This is a genomic window from Salinimonas lutimaris (assembly GCF_005222225.1).
GTDB classification, from domain to species: Bacteria; Pseudomonadota; Gammaproteobacteria; order Enterobacterales; family Alteromonadaceae; genus Alteromonas; species Alteromonas lutimaris.
On the sequence record NZ_CP036536.1, the window covers coordinates 2,558,344 to 2,577,593 of the forward strand.

At 50.6% G+C, this 19,250-nt stretch carries 15 protein-coding genes; 11 read left to right on the forward strand and 4 right to left on the reverse strand.

The features are described 5' to 3' along the window. From EZV72_RS11155 to EZV72_RS11195, 9 genes are all read left to right on the forward strand, one after another. A complete protein-coding gene (locus tag EZV72_RS11155) occupies nt 1–1,581 on the forward strand; it encodes a gamma-glutamyltransferase family protein (protein ID WP_137167321.1) in 1,581 nt (526 codons plus the stop codon). Between the two features lie 27 nt (nt 1,582–1,608). After that, nucleotides 1,609–2,427, forward strand: coding sequence for a sulfite exporter TauE/SafE family protein (locus tag EZV72_RS11160; protein ID WP_137167322.1), 819 nt, complete (start codon nt 1,609–1,611; stop codon nt 2,425–2,427). An 8-nt stretch (nt 2,428–2,435) separates the two neighbouring features. After that, a complete protein-coding gene (locus EZV72_RS11165; RefSeq protein ID WP_137167323.1) occupies nt 2,436–3,659 on the forward strand; it encodes a pyridoxal-phosphate-dependent aminotransferase family protein in 1,224 nt (407 codons plus the stop codon). Beyond that, on the forward strand, nt 3,656–4,903 hold the full coding sequence (locus EZV72_RS11170) for an allantoate amidohydrolase (protein WP_137167324.1): 1,248 nt from the start codon (nt 3,656–3,658) through the stop codon (nt 4,901–4,903). The genes EZV72_RS11165 and EZV72_RS11170 overlap by 4 nt, the downstream gene beginning before the upstream one ends. A gap of 3 nt (nt 4,904–4,906) precedes the next feature. Further along, nucleotides 4,907–5,287: a cupin domain-containing protein gene (locus tag EZV72_RS11175; protein ID WP_137167325.1), complete on the forward strand. Its 381-nt coding sequence runs from the start codon at nt 4,907–4,909 to the stop codon at nt 5,285–5,287. Between the two features lie 257 nt (nt 5,288–5,544). Continuing rightward, nucleotides 5,545–6,990, forward strand: a complete 1,446-nt coding sequence (locus EZV72_RS11180; RefSeq protein WP_232364410.1) for an adenosine deaminase family protein — start codon at nt 5,545–5,547, stop codon at nt 6,988–6,990. Continuing rightward, the gene (locus tag EZV72_RS11185) at nt 6,987–8,438 is read left to right on the forward strand and encodes a uracil-xanthine permease family protein (protein WP_137167326.1); all 1,452 of its coding nucleotides are present in this window, start codon (nt 6,987–6,989) and stop codon (nt 8,436–8,438) included. Before EZV72_RS11180 ends, EZV72_RS11185 begins: the two co-directional genes overlap by 4 nt. Nucleotides 8,439–8,633: 195 nt before the next feature. Next, nucleotides 8,634–11,078 carry a TonB-dependent siderophore receptor gene (locus tag EZV72_RS11190; RefSeq protein WP_137167327.1) on the forward strand — a complete coding sequence of 815 codons (2,445 nt, stop codon included), beginning with the start codon at nt 8,634–8,636 and terminating at the stop codon, nt 11,076–11,078. Nucleotides 11,079–11,146: 68 nt separating this feature from the next. Then, nucleotides 11,147–12,217, forward strand: a complete 1,071-nt coding sequence (locus EZV72_RS11195; protein ID WP_137167328.1) for a purine nucleoside permease — start codon at nt 11,147–11,149, stop codon at nt 12,215–12,217. A gap of 1,688 nt (nt 12,218–13,905) precedes the next feature. Here the strand turns inward: EZV72_RS11195 and EZV72_RS11200 are convergent. Beyond that, nucleotides 13,906–14,904 carry an adenosine deaminase gene (locus EZV72_RS11200; protein ID WP_137167329.1) on the reverse strand — a complete coding sequence of 333 codons (999 nt, stop codon included), beginning with the start codon at nt 14,902–14,904 and terminating at the stop codon, nt 13,906–13,908. Nucleotides 14,905–15,242: 338 nt separating this feature from the next. On the opposite strand from EZV72_RS11200, the gene EZV72_RS11205 reads away from it, so the two are divergent. Beyond that, nucleotides 15,243–16,574, forward strand: a complete 1,332-nt coding sequence (locus EZV72_RS11205) for an NCS2 family permease (RefSeq protein WP_137167330.1) — start codon at nt 15,243–15,245, stop codon at nt 16,572–16,574. Nucleotides 16,575–16,804: 230 nt separating this feature from the next. After that, nucleotides 16,805–17,299 carry a thiol peroxidase gene (gene tpx, locus EZV72_RS11210; protein ID WP_137167331.1) on the forward strand — a complete coding sequence of 165 codons (495 nt, stop codon included), beginning with the start codon at nt 16,805–16,807 and terminating at the stop codon, nt 17,297–17,299. Nucleotides 17,300–17,357: 58 nt separating this feature from the next. On the opposite strand, the gene EZV72_RS11215 is transcribed toward tpx, so the two are convergent. From EZV72_RS11215 to EZV72_RS11225, 3 genes are read right to left on the reverse strand one after another with little or no spacing between them, the layout of a single operon-like run. After that, a complete protein-coding gene (locus EZV72_RS11215; protein WP_137167332.1) occupies nt 17,358–17,612 on the reverse strand; it encodes a DUF3862 domain-containing protein in 255 nt (84 codons plus the stop codon). Between the two features lie 26 nt (nt 17,613–17,638). Beyond that, complete coding sequence (gene puuE / locus EZV72_RS11220) at nt 17,639–18,556, reverse strand: allantoinase PuuE (protein WP_137167333.1); 918 nt, start codon at nt 18,554–18,556, stop codon at nt 17,639–17,641. Beyond that, nucleotides 18,553–19,206, reverse strand: a complete 654-nt coding sequence (locus EZV72_RS11225) for a TetR family transcriptional regulator C-terminal domain-containing protein (protein WP_137167334.1) — start codon at nt 19,204–19,206, stop codon at nt 18,553–18,555. The genes puuE and EZV72_RS11225 overlap by 4 nt, the downstream gene beginning before the upstream one ends. Nucleotides 19,207–19,250: the final 44 nt, after the last annotated feature.

The window sequence follows — 19,250 nt, forward strand, 5'->3', positions numbered from 1 at the left end:
ATGGAACAACACCCTACATTTGGCTTTACCGCCCCTCATTACGCAGCATCTCAGGTTGGCAACACGATTTTAGAACGTGGCGGCACGGCCATTGAAGCCATGGTGGCTGCAGCGGCTTCCATCGCGGTTGAATATCCGCACATGAACGGACTAGGCGGCGACGGGTTCTGGCTTATCAGCGAGCCGGGCAAAACACCGGTAGCCATTGATGCTGCCGGTGTGGCTGGGTGTCATGCCACGCCGGAATATTATCAGGCAGAATCAGCCATTCCCTCTCGGGGTCCGCGGGCAGCGCTGACCATGGCCGGCGCAGTGTCTGGCTGGCAAAAAGCTCTAGCGATCAGCAGTCAGTGGCAAGCGCCCATGGCTTTATCCACCCTACTCGATACAGCCATCAGCCAGGCGCACTGGGGCATTGAAGTCACCCAGAGTCTGAGTGACGCCAGTTTTAAAACCTTTGAAACGCTGGGCAGTGATCCCGCGTTCAGCCCGTTTTTGATTAAGGGCAAGCCGCTGAAAAAAGGCAAGATTATCAAGCTGACACAGCTGGGTAAAACCTTACAACGACTGGCAGATGCTGGCCTGGATGATTTTTACCGTGGGCAGATTGCCGGGCAACTGGCGGCTGATCTACAAGCCGCCGGTTCACCGCTCACGCTGGACGATTTTCACCAGTATGAAGCTAAAATCATCGAACCGCTTAGCGTGAATACCGCCAGCGGCACCCTGTATAACTTGCCGGCCCCGACGCAGGGGATTGCCTCACTGATCATTCTGGCGCTGTATGAACGAGTGAAGCATCAGGTAAATAACGATGCTGACATGGTGCATCTGCTAATTGAATGCACCAAACAGGCATTTATACACCGTAACAGGCTGGTGACCGACCCCTCCCGGGTGAGCCAGGATTTATCGGCGCTGCTGACAGATGAGGCGCTTGACGACATGGTCAGCCGGATCAGCAATGAACAGGCGCTGCCATGGCCACATGAAGCGAAACCCGGCGACACAATCTGGATGGGCGCCTGCGACAGCGAAGGCCGGATGGTCAGTTATATTCAAAGCCTGTACTGGGAATTTGGTAGCGGCGTGGTCAGCCCGTCCACCGGGATTGTGTGGAATAACCGCGGCACCTCATTTTCACTGGAGCCTGGCCATCTGCAGGCACTGGCGCCGGGTCTGGCACCCTTTCATACGCTCAACCCGGCTTTTGCCGTGCTTAATGATGGCCGTCGTATCAGCTACGGTACCATGGGTGGAGAAGGTCAGCCGCAGACTCAGGCGGCCATTTTCAGCCGCTATGTTCATCACCAGCAACCATTACCTAAAGCCATTGCACTGGGGCGCTGGCTGCTGGGCCGGACCTGGGGCGACCAGAGCCACAACCTCAAAGTGGAACGGGACCTGGATGATTATGTAGGCGATAGCCTGCGCCAGCGTGGCCATGACATGGTCGTCGTCGATGCATGCAACGAATTGATGGGCCATGCTGGGGCAGTAGTGCGTCACCCGCAGGGCCAGGTGGAAGCCGCCACCGACCCGCGTAGTGATGGCAAAGCATTTCCCGAATTTTTCTCCTGATATTTACAATAAGGACTCCTTACTTTTATGCAATTTATTATGGATAACCTGACCACCATTTTGGCAATGATGGGCACCGGTGTTTTTGCTGGCTTACTGGCCGGCTTACTGGGGGTTGGCGGCGGTATTGTTATTGTACCGGTATTGTATTTTCTGTTTCAGGCACTGGGTGTTTCCGCCCAGACCAGTATGGTGGTGGCCACCGCCACCTCGCTGGCGACCATTGTGCCTACCTCGGTCAGCTCTATCCGGGCACACCATGCAAAGGGTAATGTCGACTGGTCACTGCTCAAAGCCTGGGCGCTGTTTATTCTGATTGGTGTGCTGATTGGCAGTTTCATGGTTACCCGCATTGATGGTGACTGGCTGACTATCATGTTTGGTGTCATTGCCTGTCTGTCGGCCATCAATATGTTTGTTAACAAAAAACCGTCGCTGACCGAACAGCTACCCGGACGACTGGGCCAGAGCACCATGGCGACGCTGATTGGGTTATTCAGCTCCATGGTGGGTATTGGTGGAGGCACACTGACGGTCCCTACCCTGACGTTTTGCAACTACCCTGCTCACCGCGCAGTAGGTACCGCTGCTGCGGTAGGCCTGATTATCTCTTTTCCTGCTGCACTGATGCTGATGGCGGCGGGCCAGCCTCCTGCTGATGCACCGTTTGGCACCGTGGGACTGGTTAACCTGGTTGGCTTTGCCTGTATTGTACCGCTAACGGTGCTGCTGGCTCCGGTGGGTGCTACGCTGGCATCTCGCCTGAATGCCGCTGTACTGAAGAAGATTTTTGCTGTTGTTCTGATTATTACCGGCCTGCGCATGCTTGCCCAGGTTCTGCTGTAGGAGAATTTATGAAGCCACTTACCTTACCACCTCGCCTGCTGATGGGACCCGGCCCGATTAACTGTTATCCGCGGGTACTTAGCGCGATGTCTACCCAGTTGGTGGGACAGTATGATCCGGTCATGACCGCCTACATGAACGAAGTGATGGCACTGTACCGCCAGGTGTTTAACACTCAAAATCAGCAAACGCTGTTAATCGACGGCACATCCCGGGCCGGTATTGAAGCCGTGCTCGTCTCTGCAATTGAACCGGGTGATAAAGTACTGGTACCGGTTTTTGGCCGGTTTGGACACTTACTGGCAGAAATTGCTGAGCGCGCCGGCGCTAATGTACATACTATCGAGGTGCCCTGGGGAGAAGTGTTCCAGCCTGAACAGATTGAACAGGCTATTCGTCAGGTGCAGCCCAAGCTATTAGCTGTGGTTCAGGGGGATACATCCACCACGATGCTCCAGCCGCTGGAGCATCTGGGAGAAATCTGCCGCCGCCACGATGTGCTGTTTTACTCTGATGCTACCGCCTCCATTGGCGGTAATCCGTTTGATACAGATGCCTGGCAACTGGATGCGGTATCCGTGGGGCTGCAAAAGTGTTTGGGCGGGCCCTCTGGCAGTGCCCCGGTGACCCTGAGCGAACGCTTTGTTGAAGTAGTACGCAAACGTCAGCATGTGGAAGCCGGTATCAAAGATGCACACCACCATGACGCGGCCGGTAGCCGTATTCGCTCGAATTATTTTGATTTGCCAATGATTATGGATTACTGGGGGGAAGAGCGGCTTAATCATCATACAGAGGCTGCAACCATGCTGTTTTGCGCCCGTGAGTGTGCGGTGAATCTGCTTGAAGAAGGCCAGCAGGCGGTCATTGCTCGCCATCAGCATGCCGGCAATGCCATGCTCGGTGGTATTCAGGCAATGGGACTGCAACCGTTTGGCGATCTGAATCACAAGATGAACAACGTGGTGGGGGTAAATATTCCAGACCAGGTAGATGGCGAAGCAATTCGCCACACCCTACTGCACCGGTTTAACATTGAAATCGGAACCAGTTTTGGTCCGCTTAAAGGCAAAATCTGGCGAATCGGCACGATGGGCTATAACGCCCGTCAGGATGCTGTGCTGCATACCCTGCAATCGCTGGAAACCGTGCTGCGACAACAAGGTTTCGGTCTGGTTGCCGGGGCCGGTGTCGATGCCGCCCTGAAGATTTATGATGAGGCGGACCAATGATGTCATTTGCACAGGCTGCCAGTCTGGTTATGCACCGTTTGCAGGAACTGGGGCAGGTCAGCCAGTCTGATATCCATCTGGACCGCCGCTACCTGACCGAGGAACACCGCCAGGCCAATACTCTGGTAGCCGACTGGATGAGCGATGCGGGTATGCAGCACTGGCAGGATGCCGCGGGCAATCTGTGGGGCCGTCTGGCAGCAGATACTCCTTCTGCGCCACGACTGATTATGGGCAGCCACCTCGATACTGTCCCTAATGGTGGAAAATACGACGGCATGCTGGGTGTTCTGGCGCCGGTGACTCTTGCGGCTATGTGTCGTGAAACAGGGCTGAAGCTGCCGTTTCATCTGGATGTGGTTGGTTTTGGTGACGAAGAAGGTACCCGTTTTGGCTCCACCCTGCTGGGCAGCCGCGCCCTGACCGGCAACTGGCCCGCGCAGTGGGCCGGACTGACAGATGAAAACGGGATCAGCCTGGCGCAGGCCATGGCCGCGTTTGGGCTGGACTTTCATCAGGTTAGCAAAGCAGCTATCGACCCGCAGACGGTAATGGGTTATATCGAGCTGCATATCGAACAGGGACCGGTGCTTGAGCATAATCATCTGCCGGTAGGCGTGGTGACCGGTATTGCCGGTGCCCGGCGTCTTGAGGTGACGGTGACCGGGTTTGCAGGCCATGCCGGTACCGTACCGATGCCAATGCGTCAGGACAGTCTGGCTGCGGCCAGCGAAATGATCCTGCTGGTTGAGCAACTGGCACATGCCCAGGATTTAGTCGCCACGGTAGGCCGCATCGAGAATCGTCCCAACGGGGTGAATGTCATCGCAGGTAAAACGGTATTTTCGATAGATATCCGCAGCGAAGATGATGAGCACCGCGATCAGGTTCTGGAACAGATTCTGCAAGGAATCAGTGATATCGCTTGTCGCCGCAATGTACAGGTTGAACATAAACAAACCCACAGCGCACCGGCGGTAAAATGCGCTCAGGCGTTTCAGGATATCCTCAGTACGGCCATAGTGCAAAGTGGTTACGCGCCGCTTAGCCTGCCTTCCGGAGCCGGTCATGATGCGATGGCCATGGCACAGATTTGCCCGGTAGCCATGCTGTTTACCCGCTGTGAAAAAGGAATTAGTCATCACCCGGGGGAAGCCATTATTACTGAAGATATTGAAGCCAGTCTGCGCGTATTGTTCGAAACCATCAAACAACTGGCAACCACGGTCGATGCCAAGGAGTAAACTGTGATCATTACCCGCATATACAATGACGAACAGGGAAAAAGCCATTTTGGGGAGATAGACATTCCACTGGCAGACGGTGGTCCGATTGGTTTGTTGTCTGAAAAGTACGGCGCCGGCGCTGTGATTTTTCGCGAAACGCCCGCTGACTATGATTTTAAATGGCACCCTGCCCCCGCCCGTCAGTTGTTGTTTATTTTAAAAGGCCGGGCAGAATTTACGGTTTCAGGAGGAGAGCGACGAGTGTTTGGCACCGGCGATGTTCTGCTGCTTGAAGACACTGAAGGTGAAGGCCATTGCAGTAAGGCGTTATACAACGAAGTACGCCATTCTATTTTTGTCACACTCAAAGATGAGGTTAGCTTTAACGCTGCTGCTGCCTGACACTATAACGTTATTTTTATTGCCAGATAGCCCGCTTACAGAGCGGGCTTTTTAGTTCACAACCTTTTCTGCCTGCCTATTGGCTGCTCTTTAATTGGGCAACACTCCCTGTGATTGTGCAACAAAACATCGCACACACTGTTAAACACAGCGTGAATCTTAAAAAACGTTGTTTTTCATAATCTTAAAAATAATCAAAGAATTGACCATATGGTCAGATAGTTGCAATTCCCTGATAGACCGATCAGGAGATTGCATTGCGTACCCTTATTTTATTACTGACATTATTAGCCGGCTTTCCTTTCGCCCCTGCAAACAGTGCCGAGGGCATGCAGCAATGGTTTCGTCAGTTTCGTCAACAGGCCTCACCCGCCCAGCTATATGCGTTTTTGCACGCTATGCCAAAAGGCGGCGATATTCATCACCACCTGACCGGGGCTGGATTCAGTCAGTGGTGGTGGGACATCGCCACCGATCCTGACAACAACGGCGGTTACCATTATTTCACCAGAGTTCGTCCTTCACTGTGTCATGGCTATGGCACTAACGCCTTTGGCCCAGCTCCTGACTGGCTGATGTTTCATACTCTGTCAGCGTTTTCCTATCAGCAATTAACCGATTGCGAAAAACAACAATATCGCGCACTGGATACGCTCACCGGCGAGCAAAAATCTGCATTTTTAAACAGTATCCGGCTGGATAAACCTCACGAGGGACGCGATGAGTTTTTTCAGACCCACTGGCAACGTTTGGGCGATATGTTGAAAAACCCGCACATCCAGGCATTTTTGCTACTAAAAAATATGCAGGCGTATGCCGGTGAGCAGGTTCAGTACCTGGAGACTCAGGTCAACGTTATGGGGATGCGCTATCCCGACGGCACACCCTATGCGCCAGACGATGCGCTGGATGTATTTGAGCAGATGTTGGCCAGTGAAGCGGCCCTTAACACCGGCGTAGAAGTGCGTTTTCAGTATGCCCTGCTGCGCTTTTTGCCCCACGCCGAGCAGGAGCTGGAGAAGATCTGGGCATTTGTGGACAGGCACAGAGACCGGTATGTCGGGATTAATTTTGTCGGCCGAGAAGATAATGACAAAGGCTATCCGCAGCGTTTTCTCTCCACCCTGCGCGCGCTTCGCGCCCGCTACCCGCAGATTGCGCTAAGCATCCATGCCGGTGAGTCCGACGAGCCAAATCAGCATATTAAAGACACCCTGCTATTGGGCGCTGATCGTATCGGGCATGGCTTCAATCTTATTCACGATCCCGACACTCTGCTCTTGATGCGGCACAATCACTATCTGATTGAAATCAACCTTATCTCCAACTTCCTGCTTGAATACACCGCGCATCTGGATGATCACCCTTTTCCTGAATATCTGCGCACAGGGGTCCCCGTTACCCTGTCTACCGATGACAGAGGAATGTGGAGCAGCAATCTGACCGATGAATACTTTCTGGCGGTCACTCACTTTAATCTTTCCTGGAATGAACTGGTACAGCTTAACCGCAACGCCATTCAATACAGTTTTCTCCCCTATTCAGTCAAATCAACGCTGACTGAAAGGTTCGGCCAGAAAACCGTTTTATTTGTTCAGCAGCGCCTGGCCGGCAACGCTTTACCTGCCGTGCCATCTTTTCATCAGTTTATCTGTGGCTATGCACCTAAAGTGTGCAAACCCACGCAAGGAGCGCATTTATGAGTCAGCCTGACGAATTATTATTTGGTCTGCATGATAACCCACCGCTATCCACCAGTCTGGTCGCCGCTTTTCAGCATCTTTTGGCCAGTTTTATTGCTGTGGTAACCCCTACCCTGATTATTTGCGGCGCGTTATCACTGGAATCCTATATGCCCTATCTGGTCAGCATGGCGTTATTTTCCAGCGGCATTGGTACCTATATACAAACCCGCCGAATCGGCCCGGTTGGCAGTGGCCTGGTGGCTATTCAGGGAACCAGTTTTGCCTTTATCGCCGCCCTGTTGGCTGCCGGTACCGCCGTACGTGCTCGCGGCGGCAATGATGATGACATACTGGCAATGATGTTTGGTATTTCGCTGTTTGGCGCACTGGTAGAGGTCTTTTTAAGCCAGTGTCTGCACTGGGTCAGACGCATCATTACTCCTTTAACCAGCGGCATAGTGATCACCGCGATTGGTTTGTCACTAATCAAAGTGGGGATGACCGATCTGGCCGGCGGTTTTCATGCCAGTGATATGGGCAGCACCACCAATATGTTACTGGGCCTGGCAGTACTGTTCACTATTATCTTTCTCAATGCCTGCCACTCACGGTGGCTGCGACTGACTTCCATTATGACCGGCATGCTGGCAGGCACACTGTTTGCGCTGTTTAACGGCATGATTACCATGCCTGCCGGTGAGTCGTCGTGGCTGTCTTTTCCTGTGCCGTTTCGCTATGGACTAAGTTTTGACTGGGCGCTGTTTATTCCGGTGGCGCTAATTTATCTGTTCAGTGCTATTGAAACCGCCGGCGATTTGACCGCTAACAGCCTGTTTTGTCGTGAACCGATTGATGGACCAGTATATATGCGGCGGCTCAAAGGCGGCATTCTGGCCGACGGGGTTAACTCTATGATTGCAGCCACTCTTAACAGTTTTCCTAACACCACGTTTGGTCAGAACAATGGGGTTATTCAGATGACCGGCATTGCCAGCCGAAAAGTGGGATATTGGGTAGCCGCTATGTTTTTGCTGCTAGGCTGTTTTCCGGTTATCGGTACCACCTTGCAGCTAATCCCCAAACCTGTGCTGGGCGGCGCCACACTCATGATGTTTTCTATGGTCACCGTGGGTGGAATAAAGATTCTGATGAGCACTGCGATGGACCGTCGCAGCAGCCTGATTATTGCTTCATCATTAGGCCTTGGCATAGGGGTATTGCTGCAACCTGCCGCCACAACCGGTCTGCCTGACTGGTTAACAACCATTTTTGCCTCCCCCATTACAGTGGCCGGTATTACCGCCATTTTTCTCGAATTATTACTGCCGTCAGCACCAGATAAGACGAATAAACAACACCTTGCGACAAAAGCCAGCACTAATGCACCAGTTGCGAACAAAGAGGTTAAAAAGCCATCACCAAAGCACCAAGCTAGTGCAGCAAAAATTGAACGATCATTTTCTTAACTTAATAAACTCTTTTTAAAAACATCAGCAAAGGAGATTTACAGCTATAGATCATAGAGTTACCAGCAAAATGTAAAAAAAATAATAGTAAATTTTATTGGCATTTTTTGTGCTAAGAGGCTGCTAGCCAGCGCGACTGACATCATTTGCTGGCTATCAGAGGTATCAAAAAAATAAAAAATTTTGAGGAATAACATGAAACACACACTCTTCAACGTGTCCCCCCTGGCGCGGGCTGTAACGCTCGGGATGTTGCTAAGTGCACCATCAATAGCTTATGCCCAGAACGAATCCGCTAATGTTCCGGATGATAGCGAACTGGAAAAAATTGAAGTGCGCGGCTCTCTTGGCTCCCTACCGGGTCAGGATGTTGAAGCAGTATTTGGTTTCGGCAAATCAATTCTTGAAACACCCCGTTCTGCTTCCACTATTTCTGATGAGCAGATGGACCGTTTTAACGTATCAGACATTGATGAACTGGTCGCTTTTGCGCCGGGTACATTTACCCAGTCTTTCTTTGGCGTAGCCGGTTCACTGGATATTCGCGGCAATCCTGGCGAAACTTATTTTCGGGGTGTGAAGCGCCTGGATAACCCTGGTAACTACCCCACCCCGATTGGCGCGTCTAGCCGGGTTGATATTGTGCGCGGCCCTGCCTCACCTATCTATGGTCCGTCCAAAATCGGGGGGTATCTGAATTTTAACCCTAAATCCGCCCGGGCATCGTCAGGCCAGTACCTGGAAGCACCTGAAGGCGAACTGTCTTACACGCACGGTACATGGGATAAAAGTGTTATCACGGCTGAAGTTGGCGGTCCGGCCACGCTGGCCGGCAAGGAAATGGGTTACTATGTTTACGGTGAAGTAGAAAACTCTGGTAGTTATTATGACAACTCAGCGACCGACCAGTCGGTGCTGCAGGCTTCATTCAATATTGATATTACCGATAATCTGCGTCTTGAATTTGGTGGTATGTACCACAAATACGATGGCAACCAGGTAGCTGGCTGGAACCGCCTGACTCAGGAACTGGTAGACAACGGCACTTATATCACCGGTACTGCACAGCCGCTGGATACGGACGGCGACGGTTCTATTTCACATGAAGAATATGGTGATGTGAACCTGGCAGGTGAAGGATTCTTCTATGTACCTGCTTCTTCTTTTACCGACGCTGATGCCACCGACCTGATGGCCCTGGAAAATGTAGGTACCACTACACTTCAAGGCTCACAGGTACTGGTAGCCCCTGATGATCGACTGGAAAACGAAGCCAACACCCTGTATTTCGACGTTATTTACTACGCCGATAACTGGCAGATCAAAAATCAGTTATTCTATGATGCCTACGATAACATCAATGAGAATGCTTACGGATTTTCTCAGTTTCATGACAGCTGGGTGATTGAAGATAAGCTGGTGTTCTCCACCGAGATTGAAACCAATTCTTTACTGGCACAGTTTCAGGTTTCACCGTCAATTCGTTATACCGACTTCCTGCACGGTGATGACTTTACTTACGAATACTTCAATCGCCGCGACCTGACAATGCCGTCGTCAGCACTTGACCGTCGTTTACTTTCCACACGCAGTGGCATCAATTACGACAACTATGACGAAGGAAATTACCTGGATCTGGGTTTTGCCGCCATGACCGACCTGACCTGGGAAAATGGCCTGAACATCGTGCTGGGTGTGCGTTACGACACCATCGATATTGAGAGCACGTCACGCCAGGATCTGCTACTACCCGGGGCGCGCGAAGAGGGTAACGAAGGTACCCCGATTTACGAAGAAGAAACCGTCGATGGCTGGTCGTGGAATACTAGTTTGTCATACAACTCTGAGTTTGGTCTGATCCCGTACATTACGCTGGCAGAGCAGGCGACACTGGTAGCTGGTCAGGGGGCTGAAGTCGGTATATCGCAGCTGAATAATGAAGGTGGCAGCGGTGCATTTGATACGTCTGATTTATTTGAATACGGGGTGAAAGGATCATTCCTTGACGACACCTTGTATTTCTCGCTATCGGTATATGAGCAGGAACGTACGGACTTTAATAGTCAGGCGATTGTGACTAACGCTACCACGCACAACGAAGGGACAGAACTGGAAGTACGCTGGGTAGTCAATGAGAATCTGGTGGTGTCAGCCGGTTACTCTAACGTTGAAGTTATCAACCTGACTGCACAGCAAAACGGTAATCAGTTTGGTTTCCTGGGCCTGGAAGACCTGGTTAATCTGGAAGATAAGTCACTGGTTCTTGGCGGTAACGTAGCAGGCCTGAACCTGGTCGGTGATGGCACCAGCAATCCAGATGCACAAAAAGCCGGTATCCCGGAAAATATCTATACCCTGACTGCCACCTATGATTTTCAAAATGGTTATGCAGCCAGCCTGAGTGTAGTTGATGCAGAAGAAACCACTTCCAGTTTCTCAGGTTCGGTCAAATTACCAAGCTATACATTGGTGAATGCCGGCCTGTCTTATCAGGCAGAAGACTGGTCATTCAACCTGACGGTGAAAAACCTGACGGATGAAACTTACTACCGGGCTAACTTCCCGGATCTGTTCGGTAGTCAGATTGTACTGCCTGAGCTTCCGCGCCACTTCAACGCGAAGTTCGCTTACAAGTTCTGATAACCTCCCCCAACAAACGGCATGCCATCGCATGCCGTTTTCATTTATTTCTTTGGAAACTTTCTGTTATGCGTTTTTTACTCCCATTTTTACTTACTCTGTTTTCCGGGATTATCCATGCCACTCCTCATCCACAACCACAGCCCATTAAGATAAAGGTCGTGGTCGTCACCATGTTTGAAATTGGTGAAGATGAGGGTGACAAGCCCGGCGAATTTCAGATGTGGAAAGAGCGGGAAAATATCAATACCCGATACCCTTTCCCACAAGGGTTTCATGATCTTTACGTGAATGAACAAAAAGGCTTACTGACCATGGTAACCGGCATGGGGACAGCCCGGGCCAGTGCAGCTATTCTGGGACTGGGACTGGATCCCCGGTTCGACCTGACGCAGGCTTACTGGCTGGTGGCAGGTATTGCCGGCATTGATCCTCAGGACGGGACCATTGGCTCCGCCGTGTGGGCGGATTACCTGATTGACGGCGATCTGGCACATCAGATTGATGCCCGTGAAATACCTGCTGACTGGTCTACCGGCTACTTTCCGTTATTTGAAACCAGCCCATATGCTCGCGCCCCGGCTCAGCAACCTGTTACTGCCAACAACGGCGAAATGTATCAGCTTAACCCGCAGCTGGTGAACTGGGCTGCCAACCTGACAAAAAACATAGCTTTGAACGATACGCAAGCCATGCAGGCATTACGCTCCCGCTATACCGGCTATCCCAAAGCATTGGGTAAGCCTGCTGTGTTGATTGGCAGTCAGCTGGCGGCATCGACATTTTGGCATGGCAAGCTGTTGAATCGCTGGGCGAACGACTGGACAAGTTACTGGACAAACGGTGCCGGCAACTTCATGACATCGGGTATGGAAGACACTGGCAGCTATCAGGCGATGTTGTATCTGGATAATGCCGGAAAAGCTGACAAAGACCGGTTTATGGTGCTACGCACTGCCAGCAACTTCACCATGCAACCACCAGGACTGAGCGCCGCAGAAAATCTGGCGATGGAATCCTCGACAACCGGCTATGCTGGCATGACCCCCTCCCTGGAAGCTGCACATAAAGTAGGTAGCAAAGTCGTACATACCCTGATAGATAACTGGGACAAATATCAGAATCAGATACCTGATTAGTCAAAATGATACTGGCTGCCTGAAATTGTTGAACGGCAGCCGCCTGTCGGGAAAACATTTCATTGGTTTGCGACTAAATTTCATAGGTCTGAAATAAGGAAAGCTGTTCAACTCTCGAACAATCTTTTAGTAATCAGATAGTTATACGAATAAAAAAGTCGGCACGGAAGATGCTTGGTTAAGTGTATATCAAACAAAAAGATTTATCGCGGTCGTACCGCATTTCGGAGCATCATTATGGAAACTTTATGCGCACTTGCCTTTGCTTATCACTGTGTATTGTTTTTAAGAAAAACTACTCCTATCCTGCTTAACCAGACTCAGGCAGGCTAGTCGGGGCGATAGTAATCATCGCTCTGTTTCCCTCTAACGAATTTCGCAGCAAAACAGTTCATTTTCTTACCGTTTCTCTTTTCCATTGTTTTTAATGGCAGTGTCCAGTCGACTGCTTAATGGACAGTTATTTAGTCCCGGTAAGCGGACAGGTAATATCTTCCCGTCACTCCTGTGCAAGCGAGAATCTACACAACGTGCTGAATACTCATAGAGTGTATAAGGTATGGTAGTCACTCGACGATTAAAGTGACTGTCCATAAATGCCGCTCCATCGCCCCGTCATTCCCGAACAAGCCAGTACCTCCTTAACAGGCTGATTAATCAGAAAAATGCAAAGTATAGTCGTCATCGTGCCGATGGAGATCCCAGGTTGCGCTACACGCCCCTGGGACGACATTTTTTAAACGGCGACCAAAGTGACTGTCCGTAAATGTTACTGATTAGTGGACAGTCACTATCATCCCGTCGTTCCCGCGCAAGCGAGTACCTCCTTAACAGGCTGAGTAATCAGAAAAAATGCAAAGTATGGTAGTTATCGTTGGGAAGGAGAGCCCAGGTTGCGCTGCGCGCACCCGGGACGACAGTTTTGAACGGCAACCAAAGCGACTGTCCACTAATACCTGCAGTCCACTAATGCCGACACCATCCCCCTAGATTAAAGTGGCTGTCCACAATTGTCGGCAACAGTACACCGTCATTTCCGCGCAAGCGGGAACCTCCTTAACATGCTGACTAATCAGAAAAATGCAAAGTATGGTCGTCATCGTGCCGATGGAGATCACGGGTTGCGCTACACGCCCCCGGGACGACATTTTTTAAACGGCGACCAAAGTGACTGTCCGTAAATGTTACTGATTAGTGGACAGTCACTATCATCCTGTCGTTCCCGAGAAAGCGGGGACCTCCTTAACAGGCTGACTAATCAAAAAACGTACAAAGTATGGTAGTTATCGTTGGGAAGGACATCCCGGGTTGCGCTACACGCCCTCGGGACGATAGTTTTGAACGGCGACCAAAGCGACTGTCCACTAATGCCGGCACCATCCCCCTGGATTAAAGTGGCTGTCCACAATTGTCGGCAACAGTACACCGTCATTTCCGCGCAAGCGGGAACCTCCTTAACATGCTGACTAATCAGAAAAATGCAAAGTATGGTCGTCATCGTGCCGATGGAGATCACGGGTTGCGCTACACGCCCCCGGGACGACAGTTTTGAACGGCAACCAAAGTGACTGTCCACATTTGTCGAGGATTAAAGTGACTGTCCATAACTGCCCTCATGAAAGCTGGCCATATCACCCCGTCTTTCCCGCGAAAGCGGGAATCTCTTTAGCAGGCTGACTAAACAGACATTACAACGCGTCAACTTTCGCAATCCACTGCTGTTTTTCTGTTTCAGGCAAAAAGCTCGCTTTAAAACTGTTTATCACAAGCGCTTTGAGTTGCGCTTCGTTCATACCTAGCGCCTGGTGAAGTTGTTCGTAGTTTTCATTCAAGTAGCCACCAAAGTAAGTCGGATCATCTGAGTTCACAGTAACCAGTAATCCGGCATCCAGCAGCTGCAAAATATTGTGCTGGCGCATATCATCAATCACTTTGAGCTTTAAATTGCTTAACGGACAAACTGTAAGCGGAATTTGTTCTTGCTTTACCCGCTCCAGTAAAGCCGGATCTTCCTGACAACGCACGCCATGGTCTATACGATCCACCTGTAACAGATCCAGCGCCTGCCAGATATAGTCGGCCGGTCCTTCTTCCCCGGCGTGAGCCACGATCTTGAAGCCCAGCGCACGTACTTTATCAAACACTCGTTTAAATTTTTCCGGCGGATGGCCTAACTCTGAGCTATCCAGGCCAATAGCACTAATATGCGGGTACCAGGTTTCTGCCAAAGCCAGCGTATCAAAGGCTTCTTCTTCACTTAAATGACGCAAAAAAGACAGAATAAGCTGAACACTGATGCCCCACTCGGTTTTGGCCTGTTCAATAGCGCGCAAAAAACCCGGCATAAAGATGTCGTACCCTATACCTCGTTCTGTATGAGTTTGCGGGTCGAACATGATTTCAGTATGCACAATATTTTCTTCACGGCAGCGACTCAGATAAGCCCACATCAGCTGATAAAAATCATCTTCATCACGCAGTACATCCGCCCCGGCATAATAAATATCCAGAAAGCTCTGCAAATCACTGAACTGGTAAGCCGCCTCAATAGCCGCCACGCTATCGTAAGGCAGGTCGATATTATGCTTACCGGCCAGCTGCCACATCAGCGCAGGCTCGAGGCTGCCTTCGATATGCAGATGCAACTCTGTTTTTGGCAGTGTTTTTATTAATGTGGAAATGCTCATAGTTCTCCCCTGGTGATTTTTTGACTGGCCGAACAAGAAAAAACAGGCCAGCACTTGCACCGAATTAATGCTTCACGCACAATTGCGGCGCAATTCACCGCGCTTTGTTCTCGCTGCTTGTTATTTTATTAATGACAAGGATGCCACGAAAGCCGTTTTTTATAAATCTTTACGCATTGGTGCTAAGACTAGCCGCAGCGTTTTTACGCTGTTTGCCTGGCGATTTTAAATCGCGGTGTAGGCCATCTAAGCACAAAGCAGACCAAAAGTTGACTACATGGTCAACTTATTGCTTAAAGGCTTTAAAATCTGTAAAAAACGCGCACCTGAGAGAACGCATGACATCCAACCTGTTTGAACGTTTATTTAAACTTCATGCCAACGGTACCACCGTTCGCACTGAAGTGATCGCCGGCCTGACCACCTTCGCCGCTATGTCTTATATTCTGGTCGTTAACCCGGGCATTCTTGGCCTGAGCGGCATGCCGGTCGAAGGGCTCATCACCGTCACAGCACTGTCGGCCTGTATTGGTACGGTTTTAATGGCGCTGATGACCAATTATCCAATAGCGATGGCCCCGGGCATGGGGCTGAATGCCTTCTTTGCGTTTACCATTTGTATGACCAGAGATGTGCCCTGGGACGCGGCGCTGGGTATTGTATTCTGGAACGGTATTCTATTTTTACTACTCACCCTGACCGGCGTACGTACTAAGGTCGCCGAAGCGATTCCAGCTTCACTGAAAGTCGGTGTGCAATGTGGAATTGGTCTTTTTATCGCGTTTATAGGTCTGAAAAATGCCGGCCTGGTAGTAGAGCACCCGGCGACATTCGTGACTCTGGGAGATCTGTCTAAGCCAGCGGTTATGCTAGCCCTGGCCGGTATTCTGTTTACTATCGTCATGGTTATTAAAGGCGTTAACGGCGGCATTTTGATGTCTATTGTACTGTTGACCGCCATCGGTCTGATTACGCCAGTGGAAGACGGCTACCTGACTGCGCATCCTGAAGCGATTATCGGCCTCCCGGACAGTATTTCATCGACCTGGATGGCCATGGACATCTGGTATCCGATAGAAAATTTCGGTCAGACCTGGGATCTGATTTTTGCCCTGATGTTTGTCAATATGTTCGATACTATCGGCACGCTGATTGGGGTGTCGCGCAAAGCCAACCTGCTGGATGAGAATGGTAAGCTGCCACGCATTGGCAGTGCCATGAATGCCGATGCTACCGCCAGTATTGCCGGCGCGGCCCTTGGTACGTCGCCGGTCACCAGCTATGTGGAGTCTGCCGCCGGCGTCTCAGCAGGCGGACGTACCGGTCTGACTTCAATGGTTGTGGCAGCCTGCTTTATTCTGTCGTTGTTTTTAACCCCGGTTATGAAGGTGATTCCGCTCATGGCCACCACTCCGGCTCTGTTGATGGTCGGTATTTTGATGATGGAATCGATTCGCCAGCTGGACTTTGATGATCTGGGCGCCCTGGCCACCGCTTCTGTCGCCTTGCTGGCAATGCCACTGACCTTCAGTATCAGTGAGGGTATTGCACTTGGCTTTATTACCTATGTCACTGTAATGCTGGGTACCGGTAAGGGCAAAGAGGTCAGCAAACTGACTTACGCACTGGCACTGCTGTTTCTGCTACGCTATGTGTTTGATCTGAAATAAACCCGCTTTATATTACTCATCACAGCCTGACTGCCCGGTCAGGCTGTACCTGCTTTATGGCAGCAAGTCCCCTTCTGCTTTGTTGCCCGGTCGGTGCTATTGCACAATTCTTCATCAGGCATAGTGGTTTTTATCTCAAAACCCGCCATGGTCTGACCTGAAAGGCTTGAATTGCCCTATGACTCAGGCAAGATAAAGCTTCTTTATCATCAAAGTAAAAAGGAGCCAAAGTGGCAACAGTAACTTTACAAGGTAATGCAATGGAAACCGTTGGTGAACTGCCAGCGAAAGGCACGCAGGCACCCGCATTTTCTCTGGTACAAACTGATTTATCTGAGATTGCATTAGCTGATCTGGCCGGAAAAAAAGTCGTTCTGAATATCTTCCCGTCAATTGATACCGGCACCTGTGCGATGTCTGTTCGCCAGTTCAACGAAAAAGCAGCGGGCCTGGACAATACTGTCGTTATTTGTGTTTCTGCTGACCTGCCATTTGCAGCGGGCCGCTTCTGTGGTGCCGAAGGCATTGAGAATGTGAAAACCGGCTCAACATTCCGCAGCTCTTTCGGTGAAGATTACGGTGTGACATTTGCCGATGGCCCACTGGCAGGCCTGACCTCACGCTCTGTTGTAGTTATCAGCGAAAATGGTGAAGTGGTGTATACCGAACAGGTGGGTGAAACTGCTGATGAACCAGATTACGACGCAGCACTGGCAGCACTGTAATCTGATAAAAACCCCGCCGGTATCTGCAAAGCAGATACTATCGGCGTGGCAATAGCGGTTACAGCTTTTCGTAGGAAAACGTAACCGCTTTATCTGACATAAACATAACCTTGATGTGTTTATCGTCTTTTGTACCCCATATACAACTCATCGTACCCAGCGACTTATCACAGCTGTTTGCACTCCCCAGAATCTGCTCTACCGCATCCTGACTCATGCCCATTTCCAGCTTGTCATAGTTCTCTTTGTTCAGCTTTGAACAGCCTGCCAGAGCAACTACCATAACGGCCAGACACATTGCTTTGATTTGCATACTCTACCTCTTTACCTGTGTGATTATTATACTTCACTACCCGGTGCTGGAAAACCTGACTGCCAGTGGCGGGCAATTTGCTCCCGGGTGGCCAGCCATACTTTATCATGGCTTTGCACATACTCAATAAACCGCTTCAGGCCAGCCAGACGGGCCGGACGCCCCACTATACGGCAATGCAACCCTATCGATAGCATTTTGGGCGCCTCGGCCCCCTCTTCGTACAGCACATCAAAAGCATCTTTGAGATAAGTAAAAAATTGCTCAGCGCTGTTAAATCCCTGTGGCGTGGCAAAGCGCATGTCATTGGTGTCCAGTGTGTAGGGCACCATCAGCAGGGGCTTGTCGTAATGAAGATCGTAATAAGGCAGGTCGTCAGCGTAGGAATCGGCACAATACAGAATATCATCGCGCTCAGCGATAAGCTTCAGGGTATTGGGGCTGGTGCGCCCGGTGTACCAGCCAGCGGGTTTACTGCCGGTGACTGACTCATGCAGCATAATCGCCTCATCGATGTGCCGACGTTCTGTTTCAATATCCATATCCTGAAAATGAATCCAGCGCATGGCATGACTGGCAATCTCCCAGCCGGCATCAAGCATCGCCTGCACCGCTTCAGGGTGGCGTTGCAAAGCCATAGTAACGCCAAATACCGTGGTGGGTACCTGATACCGGGTCAGTAGCCGGTGCAAACGCCAGAATCCGGCACGGCTACCATATTCGTAAAGCGACTCCATGCTCAGGTGACGATCTGCATAGGGCTGAGCACCGATAATTTCGCTCAGAAAAATTTCTGAATGGGTGTCGCCGTGCAATACACTGTTTTCACCGCCTTCTTCATAATTCAGCACAAACTGAACGGCAATCCGGGCATCATCCGGCCAGTGCGGATGTGGCGGGTTGGCACCGTAACCAATCAAATCCCGTGGGTAGGCGTTACTCATGCGACTGTTTCCTCATATCTGGCCGGCACAGTGAGGCCGCACCCGGTCAGGGTAATGGCTATCAGGGTGCGTGTGGCATTCTGAAAATCGACTTTTTTCATTCGCTGGCCGCGTAGCCTGGTGATCTGGGTGGAAAAATCAGCATAATGCTGCGTACTTGCCCAGATGTTATACAACAGATAATGAGGGTCGACCGGTTTCATTTTCCCCTGCGCTATCCAGGCTTCGATAATTTTGACACGCCCCTGCATCCAGCTTAAATGCTCATCATTAAAGTAGGGGTTCAGATTAGGCGCGCCATTAATAATTTCCATTGCGAAAATCTTTGACAGCAAAGGATGGGTCCGGGACATTTCCATTTTTTCGCTGATGTAATCGGCCAGAGTCTCAGCCGGATCGTCCTGCTCGGTAGCGGCATCAAACCGAGAATTCCACAGGCTCAGTGTTTGCTCAAGCACTGCCTGATATAAATCCTGCTTGGTCTTAAAATAATACAATACGTTGGTCTTGGGCAGACTAGCGGCATCTGCAACTTGTTGTACCGAAGTGCCTTTAAAACCCTGCTGAGCAAATGCTTTTTCTGCGGCTTTCAAAATAACCTGCTTATTTTTCTCACCCACCGTGCAGTCAGTGATTCTGCTTATTGTCATAGTTCCCTGCGCATTAAGTAATATTCAAACCTGACCAAGCAGTC

What these genes read in the sequence shown, in the direction of transcription:
- EZV72_RS11155 (WP_137167321.1), top strand. Translation starts at nt 1, where the DNA reads ATGGAACAACACCCTACATTTGGCTTTACCGCCCCTCATTACGCAGCA.
- EZV72_RS11160 (WP_137167322.1), top strand. Translation starts at nt 1,609, where the DNA reads ATGCAATTTATTATGGATAACCTGACCACCATTTTGGCAATGATGGGC.
- EZV72_RS11165 (WP_137167323.1), top strand. Translation starts at nt 2,436, where the DNA reads ATGAAGCCACTTACCTTACCACCTCGCCTGCTGATGGGACCCGGCCCG.
- EZV72_RS11170 (WP_137167324.1), top strand. Translation starts at nt 3,656, where the DNA reads ATGATGTCATTTGCACAGGCTGCCAGTCTGGTTATGCACCGTTTGCAG.
- EZV72_RS11185 (WP_137167326.1), top strand. Translation starts at nt 6,987, where the DNA reads ATGAGTCAGCCTGACGAATTATTATTTGGTCTGCATGATAACCCACCG.
- EZV72_RS11190 (WP_137167327.1), top strand. Translation starts at nt 8,634, where the DNA reads ATGAAACACACACTCTTCAACGTGTCCCCCCTGGCGCGGGCTGTAACG.
- EZV72_RS11195 (WP_137167328.1), top strand. Translation starts at nt 11,147, where the DNA reads ATGCGTTTTTTACTCCCATTTTTACTTACTCTGTTTTCCGGGATTATC.
- EZV72_RS11200 (WP_137167329.1), bottom strand. Translation starts at nt 14,904, where the DNA reads ATGAGCATTTCCACATTAATAAAAACACTGCCAAAAACAGAGTTGCAT.
- EZV72_RS11205 (WP_137167330.1), top strand. Translation starts at nt 15,243, where the DNA reads ATGACATCCAACCTGTTTGAACGTTTATTTAAACTTCATGCCAACGGT.
- EZV72_RS11215 (WP_137167332.1), bottom strand. Translation starts at nt 17,612, where the DNA reads ATGCAAATCAAAGCAATGTGTCTGGCCGTTATGGTAGTTGCTCTGGCA.
- puuE (WP_137167333.1), bottom strand. Translation starts at nt 18,556, where the DNA reads ATGAGTAACGCCTACCCACGGGATTTGATTGGTTACGGTGCCAACCCG.
- EZV72_RS11225 (WP_137167334.1), bottom strand. Translation starts at nt 19,206, where the DNA reads ATGACAATAAGCAGAATCACTGACTGCACGGTGGGTGAGAAAAATAAG.